Genomic DNA, 14,504 nt, shown 5'->3' on the forward strand with positions numbered 1-14,504 from the left:
CCAAGCTGCCAATATTATATAGTATATCCGCTTTTTCTGGCCAATTCCAAGATTGAAGTTTCGATAGCTTTGCCCAGATCATCAGAGTCTGCATCTCCTCTTTTTTTCATTTCGTTATCGATATATTCCTGTCTTTTTTTGGAAAGCCCCTCAATTTCTTTTTGAATCTTTTCCCGTTCGGCAGATTTCTCGGTTACCAGCCTTTTTACTTCTTCTTTAGTTTTGCCTTTTAATTCAGCGGGAAGTTCACTTTCTTTAACAGTTGTTATAAAGTTGACATCCTTTTCCGCTTTGTCTACAAGGTCCCAATGATCATTCTTATATGCATTCTTTTTACTTTTGGCTACCGTTCTTTCCACAGCATTGGAAACAGACTGAACTGCTGCATTTTTATCCTGCATGATCTGTTTGCTCTTGTATTCGGAACCATGGCTTCCGTAATATACATAAGTGTCATTGAGTTTCGTGTTATACTCTGAAATTTTAGCATCATATGGTGTTTCCACATAGATTACCTTTCTGTCACTATCGATATTAAAGTACTTTCCATCACCTGTAACAGCTCCATTTTGCCAGAATGACTGGATGCCTTCATTTCTGTCACCACAAAATATAGTATTGGTATAGATTTTTTTTTGCCTTAGCAGATGAAATAACTTCCTTGTAGTTAATTCTTCCCTGATCAAACGGCTCATTACCGGCAATGTAGATAAGTTTCATACTCTTATCATTTTTATCCCAGTTCAGATTCATAGCCGCATCCCGAATCACGGCACCGCAGTATTCACTTCCACCATTGGTTCTTAATCCGAATAATTTTTCTGAAACCAGATCCAGATCCTGTGTTAGGGGAGTTACCTGGCGGATGAAATTTTCATCGCGAATTCCGTCATTGCCATATTCGTATAATGCAATTTCTATTTGTGGTGCTTTTCCTTCATACTTTAATGTAGTCAGCGTATTTACAATATTCCAGAGTCTGGATTTAGCCTGATCGATTAATCCGTCCATGCTGTTCGAAGTATCCAGTAAAAGGGCAACCTGAATTTTGTTATCCCCTGATGATGGTTGTGCAGTATACAAAGAAGGTCTTTGTGTTGTAATGTGCTCAATTACCGAAGGATTGTTTTTTCCCATACAACGTGGCTCTGTAAGGCTATTAGAACTTAAAAAAGCAGCACCTATACTCAATGTTAAAATTTTTAAAGTTGTCATTATTTATATTTTTAATTGTTTATTTTCTATACTAATGAATTTGCAATGTTTTGGATTTTACCTTAAAGGAAAAATTGATGACCCTTTAGTTTGAACAAAGGCAACTGCGGAGAGCTGCCTTTAAGTATTTTAAAGTATCTCGTATCTGGTTTTAATGCTGTATTTCAATTTGATATTTTCAATATTGTCAAATGAATAATCAACTCCTGCATCAGCTTCTATTTGTACATTACTGGATTTGCTCATGTAGGCAGACATTGGCATAATAGTGTCACTTGTATAATCCTCGATCTCTGTAATTTCTAAAGGAGCTCCGGTTTTTTTACCCATGCTTTCCAGTAAATAATCCGCTTTTTCTTTAGCTGTCTTTAATGCATTTATTTTTACGGTTTTTCTGAAATCTGCAATTTTGGTATTTTTTACCTCTGCAATATTCAGGTTGCTTACCCACTTTTGATTTAACCCTTCGAATACCTTACTGAGGTTGGTCTTAGCATTTACCTTAAACTGGAAACTTTTGGTGAACTTGGTTGTTTTTGAGTAAAGATTCTGATACATTGATTTGAAGGTGATATCCTCATTCTTTACCCCATTACTTTTTAAAGTTTCGAATAATTTCTTTTCATTGTCTGCCAGCTCATTTTTGTTGTCGGCCTTTATTCCGATGTTGAAGATGATTTCGTCCGGCTCTACTTCCATTTCAGCAACTCCCGTTACCTCAATTGCATTTTTCTTTACTTCCTGTGCGTTTATTAAACTTCCTGCTGTAAGGAATCCGATTAATAAAAAATGTCTCAATTTCATAATTTCTTGTTTTAAATTCTGAAGTAAAATTAGCCCGATTGTAAACCTGAAATGGAGAGACTTGGTGAAATGAAGTTTTCACTTGGTGAAATGACAAAAAAAAGACAGTTTACTCGAACTGTCTTTTTATTATAGGTATTTAAATTCTTTTTAAGGCAAGAAAAAGACCTTTGAAATCTTATTGTCTTTTATTTCATAGATGGCAGTTGCTTCTACTTTTCCGTTTTTCCTGATTCCTGAAACACTTTCTTTATCCACGACAAAATTCCCTTTGATCAGCCTATTGGTAATTTCACAATGAAGATCCGGCAATTTGTCAAACATAGCGCTGTAGGTTTTTCTCATGGCATCTTTTCCCTTGCTTATTAATTTATCAGGGAAAGTATAGAGTTCGACATCGTCGGCATAAGGTTCTAGAAATGCATCTATATTTCTGGCATTGTATCCGTTTACCTGTTGCTGGACAAGGATTTCCGGGGTAATTTTTAAAATTTTATCAGGCTGTATTGGCTGTCCGTTTTTGAAAATCATTTCTATCTGGGTAAGATGATCCAGATTTTCAGTGGGATCTGCGCGTAAAAGAACCATATCTGCTACTTTACCGGTGTTTATACTTCCCGAAATATTTTCTTTATTAAAGATCTTGGCTGGATTAATTGTTGCAGACTGAATGATCTGCCAGTTGTTCATTCCACTTTCTTTCATTGCTTTTAGCTCGGCAAGAAAGGAAGTAGCATGTTGGGTGGCAATGTTTCCCGCATCTGTACCCGCTGCAATGGTTACTCCTCCGTCCGAAAGTCTTTTTAGATTAATGATTCTTACAGAATCTTTCTTTCTGGCGTAAGCGTTCAGCTGAGGTAGGTTGAAACGCTTTTTCATCTTATTAATCGTTGTGGAGTCTGCAGAATCTGCTAAATGTTGAAGATCATAGATAGATCCTACTGTTTGTGGATTCGAATTCTCCAGTTCATAGGTATTGTATTTCTTTTTCTGGGCATAGGTTTTAAAGTAATTATCCATCACCGTGAGTGTCGGGCTGAGTACTACTTTTTTTGATTTAAGAAGTTTGATAAAGTCATCTGGTACAACTTCATCTTCCACATCATGCACTAAAAAGTCGGCTCCATTTTGTACGGCAATCTGTGCGGTAATTCTTTCCGTAGCATGTACTGCAACTTTAAGGTTGTTTTTGTGAGCTTCTTCAATAATAGTTTTAATAATAGGCTCATATTTTCTTGCCATGGCTTCTATTTCTTTCGGGTCTGCCATAACGATATACCATATTTTGATAAAGTCGGGTTTATAGGGAAGTTGCTCCTGAACCATTTTGCGTCCCTCTTCACTGGTTTTCACTAGTTTGAAAGGCTCATTTTTATCCAGGTTTTTAAAAGCTTCGGGCTCGTAGGTTGTAATAAGTGGCCCTGTCATATAAACAGAAGGCAGAGTAGGATTTTTTGCAAATGAATCTCTTAATTTCAGAAAGTTGAAAGTAGCCCCGGCATCGATGACGGAAGTAATTCCATTTTTAAGATAACGCAGTAAAAAATCTTCCATATTCTGATGTACCCAATCTATTTCTTTTTCATAAGGGATCTGCTTTCTGAGATCAAATGCATCCGGTCTCGTATATAAGCCTCCGCTCTGGAAGAAATGAACGTGGGCATCCGTCATTCCCGGCATCAGAAATTTACCTTTTCCATCTATAACCGTCGCATTTTTAGGGATTGTTACTTTATGCCCCGGTTTGATTTCAGAGATCATGTCTTTTGTAACCACTACGGTTTGATTGGGAATCATTTTTTTTATTCATCACATCCACAACCGTTACATTCTGAATGTAGGTTTGTGCATGAATTGTCTGGGTAAGAAAACACAGAAGGGACAGTAAATACAAATAGGTTTTCATGAGTTTCTTTTAAGAGATTTGTAATTCACAAATATATGAAAACAGGTGTATTGATTATTATTTCTTTTAAACTTGGTGAAATATACGTTTCACTTGGTGAATGGTAAGAGACGATACCTAAAGTTTTACTTACTTTGCATAATAGATTTGGATACAAGTGAAATTACTTTTTAAAATTATATTATTCATTACCTTGGCAATTGGAAGTTCTTCTTTTGCCCAGGATTCTACGAAGGTTTCTAAAGTACTTAAGTCTGCCTCCAAAATTAGAAAAGCGGTTGATAATAATGATAATAAAACGGTCGCGGATACCTATGTCAGTATGGCAAATGATTATTACGGTCAGGGAAATTATGCAAAAAGTGAAGAATACCTGATAAAAGCAAGGAATCTATACCAAAACCTAAACGATAAAAAGAACCTCGAATTTGTAACCCGAAAGCTCGCGCAGTCCCAGGAAAAACAAAATAAAATAAGTCCGGCCATCCTTAACTACAGCAGAGCAGCTGATATCAGCTACTCAAAGGAAAACAAAAGCATCAATACCAACGATGTGACCAGGCTCTCGTCACCTTCTAAGGAAGAGAGGGCGGAAGCGATCCAGAGCAATATTGATATCAGCAGGAAAGACAATGAAAAAGCAGATCTGGCAGCCAGTTACAGTCAGTTAGCTGATGTAAACATCCAGCAAAACGATATCCCTAAAGCTGAAGCGAATCTTAAAAGTGCTTACACAATTTCCAAAAAGCAGATGGAACCTCAGCAGGCTCTGGAAATTAATCAGAAGCTGACCAATTTTTATGTTGAGAATAAAGATTTTGATAAAGCCATTGAAGCCAAGAAGAAAGTTTTGAAAGAGGACTTTGTAAAAGATAATTCTCAGAAAAAAGTAGAGCAGATTCAGGAGCTCGCTGATATTTATATAAAAAAAAAATGACACAAAAAGTGCTATTGAAACATTGAAAAATGCCTACAATATTGCACTGGAAAAAGGACATACGCTGGAGGCCCAGAAAAGTGTAAAAAGATTGGACAGTTTGTACAGTGTTTCCGAAAATACGGGTGAATCGGTAAAGCTATACCGGGATTTTCTCGGACGATTACCGGATCTTGTTTCAAAGGACAGAAGTCTTGTTGATAATAAAATTCTTGAAGACACCGAACAAAGAATAGCACAATTAGAAAAAGAAAGGGAATTAAAAGATGAGCTGATCCGCAAAAAGAATGCATTTAATTATAGTCTTATAGGAGCCTTGGTTGTATTGGCAGCATTGGCAGGCTTCATTTTATGGACATTAAAGAAAGTTCAGATCAAAAATAAAAAGATAGCTTTACAATCCCTTCGCCGGGAAATGAATCCACATTTCATTTTCAACAGTTTAAATAGTGTGAATCAATTCATCGCCACGAATAATGAGTTGGAGGCGAATCAATACCTGACAAAATTTTCGAAACTGATGCGCGGTGTTATGGAAAACTCAGCAGAGGATTTTATTCCTTTCCAACAGGAACTCGATCTGTTACAGAACTATCTGGCTCTGGAAAAAACACGGTTTGCAGATAAATTTGACTATGAAATCAAGGTGGATGAAAGCCTGAATTTACAGAGTCTATTGATACCCGGCATGCTGATCCAGCCTTTTTTGGAAAATGCGGTATGGCATGGGCTACGGTATCGTCAGAACAAAGGATTTTTACAACTGAATTTTGAGAAGCAGGGTCAATATATGATAATAACCGTTGATGATAACGGAATAGGTATTGAAGAAAGTAAAAAATTGAAAACAGAACATCAAAAATCAAGGCGAGGAAGGGGGATGAAAAATACGATGGAAAGAATTACATTGTTAAATGACCTTTATAAACAGGACATCCACTGTACCATAACGGATAAAAAGAATGAACAAGGTGTAACTGTACAGATCCGCTATAAATTATAACTTTTTCAGGATTATCTTATCTAATAGACGTTTGTATTTCAACTAAATATTATATTTTTACATGTAAACCGGACATTATCCGGATCTGTATCAATGAAAATAAAAGCTGTTATCATAGATGATGAGGTTATTGCAAGAGAGGTTCTAAGGAATTATCTTACAAAATATTGTCCTCAGGTAGAAATCCTCGGTGAAGCCGAAAATATAAAAGATGCCGTTCCTCTGATCGCTGAGAAGCTTCCGCAGCTTGTTTTTCTGGATGTGGAAATGCCATTCGGGAATGCTTTTGATGTCTTGGAAGCTACTAAGGATTACACCTATGAAACGATCTTTATAACTGCTTTTTCTCAATATTCCTTACAGGCTCTTAATAAGTCGGCCAGCTATTATATTTTAAAACCTATAGATATCCAGGAGCTGATTCTTGCCGTCAATAAAGTAGCAGAAAGCCTTGAAAAAAAGGAAGAGCTGAACCGGAATAAAATACTGTTGGAAAATCTCAAAGTAAAACCTGATAAGCAGCAACTTATCCTGCCGACATTACAGGGATTTGATGTTGTGAAAACTGAAGAAATAGTAAGACTGCAGGCAGATGGAAATTTTACCCTCGTTTATCTTACAGACGGAACCAAAAAGATGGTATGCAGATTTTTAAAACATTTTGATGATCTTCTTGAAGCTCCCTTTGTCAGAGTTCATCGTTCACATATCATCAATACAGGTTTTGTTAAATCATATCACAAAAGCGGGACTGTTACTTTATTGGATGATGCTGAGATTGAGGTTTCAGGGACATTCAAAGAAGCTTTTCTTAAAACCTTTTCTTAGCTTTATGTTAAGGGGAACCTAAAGGCATCATTTTTGGACTTTTTCATAACCACAAACTTATATTATTATGAAAAATTTTCAGAAAATAGTTATTCCTGTCTCGATAGGAGTTTTAGGATTTCTCATTTTTAATCAATGTTCTGTAAGGGTACCAAAAGGTGCTATGCCTGTCACCCGTTTTGATTCCGGAAGATACCTGGGAAAATGGTATGAAATTGCCCGCTTCGATTATAAGTTTGAGAAAGACATGGACAATGTTACGGCAACCTATTCCCAAAATCCCGATGGAAGCATCCGGGTAGATAATAAAGGGTATAATTATGTGAAAAAAGAATGGAAAGAGTCCATAGGAGAGGCAAGGTTTGTAAAAGATAAAACGGAAGCCCGCTTAAAAGTTTCTTTTTTTTAAACCTATTTGGGCAGGCTATAATGTGATTGATATCGATGAAAACTATCAGTATGCCTTAGTAGCAGGAAACAGCTTAAAATACCTGTGGATATTATCCAGAACGACTGAAATCCCGGAAAGCATAAGATTACGGTTTTTAGAAAAAGCAAAGAGAATAGGATATAATACGGATGAATTGATCTGGGTGAAGCATAATTAGCAAAAAGGCTGATTTGCCTAAAAAGATTTCTATAATAAACATTGCCGAGGCCACAGATTTTTCCGTCATTTGTATTAGATTTTTTTTCAAGAATGTACAATATGGAAAATGCTGTTCTCATTACTATCGGAGACGAGATCCTTTCAGGAAATACAATAGATACCAATTCTAATTTTATTGCTACTGAACTTAAGAATATAGGGATAAAAGTTTCACAGATTTTCACGATTTCTGATGAAATTGAAACCATTAAAAATACTTTACATGCTGCTTTTGAGATAGGAGACCTTGTTATTACAACAGGTGGGCTGGGTCCTACAAGGGATGACAAAACTAAAAAAGCGCTTGCCGATTTTTTTAATGATGAAATAGCTCTGGATGAACCGACTTTCGAACATTTAAAAAAAATATATGGAAAAAAGAGGCCGTCTGGAAATTCTGGAAAGAAACAGAGAACAGGCTTTTGTTCCTACTAAATCTACAGTTTTCCAGAATCAGTATGGGACTGCTCCATGTATGATGATGAAGTATGGTGATAAACTGAGCTTTAGTCTTCCCGGAGTGCCTTATGAAGTAAAGCCCCTGATTAAAGACCAGATTATTCCTTACCTAAAAAATACTTTTAGCTTACAATATATCACCACAAGAATTGTTTCCGTAGTAGGAATTCCTGAAAGTATTTTAGCGGATATCATTGAGGATTGGGAGCTTTCGTTACCTGAGAATCTGGCTTTATCCTATCTTCCGGTGGGAACCCGCGTGAAGCTTCGCCTTACAGCATCTGGACATGATGAAAATATTCTGAACAGACAACTTGAGGAAGAGATTCAAAAACTCTTTCCATTGGTAGGTGAAAATATTATCGCTACTACTGAGGACAAAATTGAGAAAATATTAGGGGAACTTTTGGGTGAGAAAAAACTTACGCTTTCCACGGCCGAAAGCTGTACGGGAGGAGAATTGGCAAAAATGATCACTTCGAATTCAGGAAGTTCCAAATATTTTATAGGTGGAATTGTTCCCTATGCAACAGAAAAAAAAAGTTGAAATATTAAAAGTTTCTCAAAGCACGGTGGACGAATTTACGGTTGTAAGTGAACAGGTAGCTGAAGAAATGGCAAAGGGATGTCAGCGCTTATTTGATACGGATATTTCCATTTCTACAACTGGAGTTGCCGGACCGGGAAAAGGAGAGGATGGAAAGGATGTAGGAACCGTTTTCTATACAATCAGGATTCATGATCAGGCTCAAAACTTCAAACTTTATATGCCACATCTGGAAAGACTTGACTTTATGAATTTCGTTTCACAGAAAATTATTCAGGATTTGGTGAGCTTGCTTGTAAATAATTAGTTAAACTTTTCTTTTTTTTTAATTTTTTTTTTAATTTTAAATACAACAGTTTTTCACACTTTTTGAATCTTCAGCCGAAAATATCAAAACGTGGAAAATTCAAAACAGGTTTTTCAAACAACTAATAAAAAACGCTGGAGAAATGTGCAGTGGGGATCCCGCATTTTTATCTTTGTCGGGATATTGCTTTTCCTGGCGTTGGCACTCATGATGAAACTGGACAAAAGTCCCAAAATCCCTTTTCATGAAGATTACAAAACCGTTATCACAGCAGGAAAGCCTTACCTTCAGGAGAATAGAATCTCAAAAGAATATAAGGGATTCAGAAGCTTTATTTCTGAAAAGACAATTCGTACCAATGTTTCCAAAATTGAGGAAGCAAAAGCAGAAAGATTAAAAAACCAAAACAGGAACTGGGCTCAATTTCCAGGAGGGATCCGTTCTGCTTTCTATGTAGCCTGGGATCCTCAATCCCTCATGTCTCTGAAAAGGAATGTCAAGCACATCAATTTGGTCTTTCCGGAATGGTTTTTCCTTGATCCTAAAACAGGAGATCTTAAAACCAACATCGATCCCGAAGGATATAAGGTTATAAAAAGAACGGGAGTTGCAGCGATGCCGATTCTCAGTAATAACTCAGACAGAGAATTCCGTGCTGAGGGCTTGGCAAAAGTACTTAACGATCCGTTAAGAAGAACCAAACTGATCCGGAAGCTTGCGGAGGAATGCGTGAAGTTTCATTTCAAAGGAATCAATATTGACTTTGAGGACATGAATCTGGATTCTGATGAAAATCTTATCGCTTTTATGAAAGAGCTTTCAGATAATTTTAAACAGAATAAGCTACTGGTGACCATGGATATTATGACGGATAATGACGATTATAATATTCAGAAATTAAATCCTTACGTAGACTATTTTGTGTTGATGGCATACGATGAATATTCAGCTTCGGGGGATGCAGGACCTATCTCTTCTCAAAAATGGATTGAAGCGCAAACCGGGAAAATTTTAAAGAAAACAACGGCAAACAAGATTATTCTAGGTCTTGGGGCTTATGGATATGACTGGAGCTCAAATCCGGATGATAATATTTCGGTTTCCTATATGCAGGCTATTACTAAGGCCAGTGCAAGTAAATCGGTTATCAATTTTGATGACAATACTTTTAATCTCAACTATTCATACACAGATTTTAAGAATAATACCCATACGGTATTTTTTAATGATGCAGCATCGATTTTTAATACTATGCGCTTTTCTTCGGAATATCCTTTGGCGGGAACAGCACTTTGGAGATTGGGAAGCGAGGACAGCAGAATCTGGAATTTTTATGATAAAGATCTCACTTTTGCCGGCCTGCCTAAGCTTGATCTTAAAAAACTAGAGAATGTAAAAGGCCAGACCATGGTAGATTATATCGGGGATGGTGAAGTATTGGATGTCCTGAATATACCCCATGACGGGAAAATAGCTCTGGAAATAGATCCTAAAGAAAAAATTATTACGGATGAGAACTATATCACGTATCCAAGTTCTTATGAAGTGAAAAAATATGGTTGGGCACCACAGAAAGAACTGGTACTGACATTTGATGATGGTCCGGATGAAACGTATACTCCTCAGGTCCTTGATATCTTATCAAAATATCACGTTCCGGCTGCATTCTTTTTAATCGGCCTGAATGCTGAGAAAAATCTTCCTCTGGTAAAAAGAATCTACAGAGAGGGACATGAAATAGGAAACCATACTTTCACTCATGAAAATGTGGCCAAAGTAAGTCCGGAGAGGGCTTTATTAGAGATGAAACTGACGAGGCTCTTATTTGAATGCATAACCGGTCATAGCACGATCCTGTTCAGAGCACCTTATAATGCAGATTCCGAGCCTACAACCTCTGAAGAGATTATTCCCGTTGCCCTGGCCAGACAGCAGAATTATCTCGATATCGGTGAAAGTATAGATCCCGAAGACTGGCAACCTGGTATTAAAGCAGATGAGATCGTAAAACGTGTAATGCAGGGTATTAAGCAGGAGAGAGGAAATATTATTCTACTGCATGATGCTGGAGGAGACACAAGAGAAGAGACGATCAAAGCTCTGAAAATTTTAATTCCTACTTTGCAGAAGCAAGGTTATCATTTCACGAATCTGGCAAGCATTTTACATAAAAGTAAAAATGAGCTGATGCCTGCGGTTCCAAAAACCAAGTCGTATTACATTATGCAGCTGAATCTTGTATTAGCTACTGTAATTTATGGGATTAGTCATTTTCTGGTGGCTTTATTTACCATCTTCATTATTTTAGGAATTATCCGTTTGTTATTTATGGTGTACTGGGCAATTAAAGAAAAAGGAAAAGAGAAAAAGCTTTCAAATTTTCCCGTATTGGATACCTATCCTAAAGTATCTATTATTGTTCCTGCCTATAATGAGGAAGTTAATATTGTATCCTCTTTGCATAATTTATTAAAACAGTCCTATCCTAATTTTGATGTTATTCTTGTAGATGACGGAAGTAAAGATCTCACTTATACAAAGGCCAGGGAAGCATTTGCTGAACATCCAAAACTCAAGATTTTCACGAAAGCTAACGGAGGAAAGGCAACCGCTTTAAATTTTGGGATTTCACAAACTGATGCTGAATATGTTGTTTGTATCGATGCCGATACCAAACTGCAGCAAGATGCAGTAAAATATTTGATTGCAAGGTTTTTGAATGCCTCTGCTGAAGAGAAGATTGCAGCAGTTGCGGGAAATGTAAAAGTTGGAAATCAGGTCAACTGGCTTACAAAGTGGCAGGCGATAGAATATACAACCAGCCAGAATTTTGACAGGTTAGCTTATGCGAATATTAATGCAATTACAGTAATCCCGGGAGCAATCGGAGCATTTAGGAGATCCGTAATTGATGAGGTAGGTGGATATTCTTCAGATACACTGGCTGAAGATTGTGATATTACGGTAAAAATTCTTAGAGAAGGATATACTGTGGCTAATGAAAACAATGCTGTTGCCGTAACAGAAGCTCCGGAGACGGTAAAACAGTTTTTAAAACAACGTTTCCGATGGACCTATGGAATCATGCAGATGTTCTGGAAGCAAAAACAAACCTTCTTAAACCCTAAATATAAAGGACTGGGACTTTGGGCAATGCCAAATATTTTATTGTTTCAATATATTATTCCGTTCTTTTCACCTTTTGCAGATGTCATTATGTTTTTTGGGATCTTATTTGGAAACGGAGAAAAAATATTTATATACTATTTACTTTTTCTTTTGGTTGATGCTTCCCTTGCAATCATTGCATTTTTGATGCAAAAAGAAAAGCTGATCAATCTCGTGTATGTGATTCCGCAAAGATTCGGATACAGATGGCTGATGTATATTGTATTGTTCAGAAGCCTGAGAAGGGCCCTGAAAGGAGAAATGCAGTCCTGGGGATTCCTGAAAAGGACAGGGAATGTAAAGGAGATAACAACTTCTTAATATTTGTTTAAATTTGTTTTTGTAAACGTAACATATGTTACAATATAAAGACATATTATATAAATTGTTATTATAATGAAAAAACTAACGCTTTCTTTGTTTTTACTAGCGGGAATTTGCTCACAGAATACAGTGAATGCTCAGGCTAAAACAACTAAAACAGTAATGAGTACAACGGATAAAGGTTTAGACCTTAGTTTAATGGACAAATCTGTACGTCCACAGGATGATTTTTACAACTACGTGAGTGGAACGTGGATGAAAACGGCCAAAATTCCAGCTGATAAACCAACATGGGGAAGCTTCAATAAACTGGCAGATGATACTGACAATAATTCAATGACGATTTTGAATTCTCTTTTGAAGGATAAATTTGCAGAGGGAAGTGAAGGTAAAAAAATCCAGGATCTGTATGCTACTTATATGAACATGCAGAAGAGAAATGCTGATGGTATCAAACCTATCCAGGCTAACCTTAGTAAAATCGATGCTATTAAGAACCTTGCCGATCTGCAGAATTACCTGATCTCTGTAACTAAAGAAGGAGAGAATGTGTTATACGGATGGGGCGTAGATGCTGACCTTAAGGATTCTAAAATGAATGCGATCTATCTTGGCGATGCATCTCTTGGTTTAGGAAGAGATTATTATCAGAAAGTAAATGAAAAAAATACGGAAGCGATTGCTGAATACCAAAAGTATGTGGCTTCTATGTTAAAAGAATTAGGGTACAAAAATGCTGATGAAGCCGCAAAAGGAATTGTTGATTACGAAAAAAGCATTGCTAAAACTTATCTGACAAACGAGCAGATCCGTGATTCCAATCTTCAGTATAATCCGAAGACGATGTCTGAACTTTCTGCTTTAGTAAAAAATGTTGATCTACCGGCTTACCTTAAAAAAGTTGGAGTAAATTCAGATAAAGTAATCATCGGAGAACTGGGTTATTATAAAAACTTCGACCAATTGGTAAATGCTAATAATCTTCCGGTTATCAAGGATTATCTGAAATTCCACCTGATCAACGGAAGCGCATCTTATCTGAGTGAAAACCTTGGGAACATGAGATTTGCTTTCTATGGAAAATACCTTAGAGGTCAGCAGGAACAGAGAGCTTTAAACAAAAGAGGATATGAGCTGATCAACAGTTCTCTAGGCGAAGCTTTCGGTAAATTGTATGTTGAGAAATATTTCCCGGCTGAAGCTAAAGCTCAGATGGTTGAATTGATCGATTATTTAAAGAAAAGCTTTGTGGTTCACATCAACAATTTAACATGGATGTCTTCTACAACAAAAGAAAAAGCATTAAACAAGCTTAATAAATTCACTGTAAAAGTTGCTTATCCGGATAAATGGAAAGATTATTCCAAATTGGTTATCACTCCAGAATCAAAAGGAGGTACTTTATACCAAAACCTTCAGAATGTTTCAGAATGGCAGTATAATAAAGATTTAGCTAAAATTGGAAAACCGGTTGATAAAACTGAATGGGGAATGACTCCACAAACGGTAAATGCATATTATAATCCGGTAAATAACGAGATTGTATTCCCTGCAGCTATTCTTCAGCCGCCGTTCTTTAATCCTCAGGCTGATGCTGCTGTGAACTTCGGTGGAATCGGAGCTGTTATCGGTCATGAAATGAGCCACGGATTTGATGATTCAGGAGCTCAGTTTGATGCAGACGGAAACCTGGTAGACTGGTGGACGCCTGAAGATAAAACGAACTTTGAAAAAGCAACTAAAGCTCTTGCTGCCCAATATGATAAATATGAGCCGGTAAAAGGAACTTTCGTAAACGGAACCTTTACAAATGGTGAAAATATCGCAGATTTAGGAGGTGTAAATATCGCTTATGATGCATTACAAATGTATTTGAAAGATAAAGGAAATCCTGGAGTGATCAGCGGATACACACAGGATCAAAGATTCTTCTTAAGCTGGGCAACGGTGTGGAGAACATTATCAAGTGAAAAGTACATGATCAATCAGGTGAAAACAGACCCGCATTCTCCTGGATATTTCAGAAGCTTCGGTCCGTTAACGAACGTTGACGCATTCTATAAAGCATTTGATGTAAAACAGGGAGACAAACTGTATAAAGCTCCTCAGGACAGAATCAAAATCTGGTAATAATAAATGAAGCCGCTCAGAAATGAGCGGCTTTTATTTACTTGCTGAGCAAATCATGTACAGTAGTTGGTAAATCTCAATCGGAAGAAATGGTTCTATACTTTTATTTCTATAATCGGTATTTTTTCTCTAATTTCAAATCCTGAAGCTTATACTCTCTTAACCCGATTGCCATATTCCTCAACTTTTAACAATTTCTCAATACTACCATCTTACATAATGAAAAT

Annotated in this window: 9 protein-coding genes and 2 pseudogenes; 7 read left to right on the forward strand and 4 right to left on the reverse strand. The window is 36.7% G+C overall.

Features of this window, described 5'->3' with window-relative positions; translation table 11 throughout:
• Window positions 1–14: 14 nt before the first annotated feature.
• The 4 genes from ACJ5H0_RS16265 to ACJ5H0_RS16280 all read right to left on the reverse strand — a co-directional run bounded on the left by ACJ5H0_RS16265 (window position 15) and on the right by ACJ5H0_RS16280 (window position 3,816).
• Window positions 15–695 (reverse strand): hypothetical protein, encoded by a 681-nt coding sequence (locus ACJ5H0_RS16265; protein WP_411250547.1) that lies wholly within the window; start codon window positions 693–695, stop codon window positions 15–17.
• Window positions 601–1,215 (reverse strand): vWA domain-containing protein, encoded by a 615-nt coding sequence (locus ACJ5H0_RS16270; RefSeq protein ID WP_411250549.1) that lies wholly within the window; start codon window positions 1,213–1,215, stop codon window positions 601–603. The genes ACJ5H0_RS16265 and ACJ5H0_RS16270 overlap by 95 nt, the downstream gene beginning before the upstream one ends.
• A 129-nt stretch (window positions 1,216–1,344) precedes the next feature.
• Window positions 1,345–2,019: an SIMPL domain-containing protein gene (locus ACJ5H0_RS16275; protein ID WP_411250552.1), complete on the reverse strand. Its 675-nt coding sequence runs from the start codon at window positions 2,017–2,019 to the stop codon at window positions 1,345–1,347.
• 150 nt (window positions 2,020–2,169) lie between these two features.
• On the reverse strand, window positions 2,170–3,816 hold the full coding sequence (locus ACJ5H0_RS16280) for an amidohydrolase family protein (protein WP_411250555.1): 1,647 nt from the start codon (window positions 3,814–3,816) through the stop codon (window positions 2,170–2,172).
• 266 nt (window positions 3,817–4,082) lie between these two features.
• On the opposite strand from ACJ5H0_RS16280, the gene ACJ5H0_RS16285 reads away from it, so the two are divergent.
• The 7 genes and pseudogenes from ACJ5H0_RS16285 (at window position 4,083) to ACJ5H0_RS16315 (ending at window position 14,277) form a co-directional block, all read left to right on the forward strand.
• Complete coding sequence (locus ACJ5H0_RS16285; RefSeq protein ID WP_411250558.1) at window positions 4,083–4,862, forward strand: tetratricopeptide repeat protein; 780 nt, start codon at window positions 4,083–4,085, stop codon at window positions 4,860–4,862.
• A gap of 22 nt (window positions 4,863–4,884) precedes the next feature.
• On the forward strand, window positions 4,885–5,865 hold the full coding sequence (locus ACJ5H0_RS16290) for a sensor histidine kinase (protein ID WP_411250561.1): 981 nt from the start codon (window positions 4,885–4,887) through the stop codon (window positions 5,863–5,865).
• Between the two features lie 93 nt (window positions 5,866–5,958).
• Window positions 5,959–6,693: a LytR/AlgR family response regulator transcription factor gene (locus ACJ5H0_RS16295; RefSeq protein WP_172276757.1), complete on the forward strand. Its 735-nt coding sequence runs from the start codon at window positions 5,959–5,961 to the stop codon at window positions 6,691–6,693.
• A 163-nt stretch (window positions 6,694–6,856) separates the two neighbouring features.
• Window positions 6,857–7,301, forward strand: a pseudogene (locus ACJ5H0_RS16300) (lipocalin family protein).
• Window positions 7,302–7,402: 101 nt separating this feature from the next.
• Window positions 7,403–8,655, forward strand: a pseudogene (locus ACJ5H0_RS16305) (CinA family nicotinamide mononucleotide deamidase-related protein).
• A 90-nt stretch (window positions 8,656–8,745) separates the two neighbouring features.
• Window positions 8,746–12,144, forward strand: coding sequence for a polysaccharide deacetylase family protein (locus ACJ5H0_RS16310; RefSeq protein WP_411250566.1), 3,399 nt, complete (start codon window positions 8,746–8,748; stop codon window positions 12,142–12,144).
• 75 nt (window positions 12,145–12,219) lie between these two features.
• Window positions 12,220–14,277, forward strand: a complete 2,058-nt coding sequence (locus ACJ5H0_RS16315) for a M13 family metallopeptidase (RefSeq protein ID WP_172276769.1) — start codon at window positions 12,220–12,222, stop codon at window positions 14,275–14,277.
• Window positions 14,278–14,504 lie beyond the last annotated feature (227 nt).

This window comes from Chryseobacterium proteolyticum (genome assembly GCF_046591535.1).
GTDB lineage: Bacteria > Bacteroidota > Bacteroidia > Flavobacteriales > Weeksellaceae > Chryseobacterium > Chryseobacterium proteolyticum.

Excerpts from the sequence above, each read along its gene's own strand:
- ACJ5H0_RS16265 (WP_411250547.1), bottom strand. The coding sequence starts at position 695 with ATGAGCCGTTTGATCAGGGAAGAATTAACTACAAGGAAGTTATTTCAT.
- ACJ5H0_RS16270 (WP_411250549.1), bottom strand. The coding sequence starts at position 1,215 with ATGACAACTTTAAAAATTTTAACATTGAGTATAGGTGCTGCTTTTTTA.
- ACJ5H0_RS16275 (WP_411250552.1), bottom strand. The coding sequence starts at position 2,019 with ATGAAATTGAGACATTTTTTATTAATCGGATTCCTTACAGCAGGAAGT.
- ACJ5H0_RS16280 (WP_411250555.1), bottom strand. The coding sequence starts at position 3,816 with ATGATTCCCAATCAAACCGTAGTGGTTACAAAAGACATGATCTCTGAA.
- ACJ5H0_RS16295 (WP_172276757.1), top strand. The coding sequence starts at position 5,959 with ATGAAAATAAAAGCTGTTATCATAGATGATGAGGTTATTGCAAGAGAG.
- ACJ5H0_RS16315 (WP_172276769.1), top strand. The coding sequence starts at position 12,220 with ATGAAAAAACTAACGCTTTCTTTGTTTTTACTAGCGGGAATTTGCTCA.